This window comes from Halohasta sp. A2, from assembly GCF_056175805.1.
This window is the reverse complement of record NZ_JAQFWV010000193.1, coordinates 1-588: the sequence shown is the minus strand read 5'-3', so window position 1 is coordinate 588 and position 588 is coordinate 1. Positions and strand designations below refer to the sequence as shown.

General features: G+C 55.8%; 1 protein-coding gene. It reads right to left on the bottom strand.

The window, feature by feature from the left end; translation table 11 throughout:
- Positions 1 to 442, bottom strand: a 442-nt coding sequence (locus O2S87_RS18740; RefSeq protein ID WP_475410227.1) for a transposase, incomplete at its 3' end; no start/stop codon positions are given.
- Positions 443 to 588: the final 146 nt, after the last annotated feature.

The window sequence follows — 588 nt, the reverse complement described above, 5'->3', positions numbered from 1 at the left end:
TTCTCGGGAGGAAATCACCGATCTGTCGATACGAGGTTTCGATTCCCCAGCGGCGGCGGAACGCCGCCGCGTACGCTTTCGCTGTCGAAGCATCTACGTCCAAACTCGTCACGAACCAGACGTGCTCATCTTCGTCCGTACGGTGTGGAACCGCAAAGACTGTGACATCTACTGACGCCGTTGGTTTGCGGTTTCGCTGCATCGTATACTCACCAGCGACCGTCTCAGCGCTGGCGCTGAGGCGGTCTTTCATCCCACTACTCGGTCGGGCACGCACGATATAATCAACGCCCAGTTGTTCTAACTCCGCGACGACGTGGACTTGATAGAATCCACGATCCAGGTAGACGTGCCGAATTGAGACGTACTGTTGTGCTGTTTCGAGCAAGGAGCGAACGGCTTCGCGCTTGGCGCGAAAGCCGGTCGCGTCCATCGGCACCACCTCAAGGGTAAACCGCGTATGTGGTGCAACAATGCACAGCGTTGCGAAGCAAAATGCTCTGTTCGTTCCTAGATCAGGATATGTCGTTATCACGTGGTCAGTGTCAGCAGATCCGTAGAACCGCCACTCGTGAAGATCGATGGCAA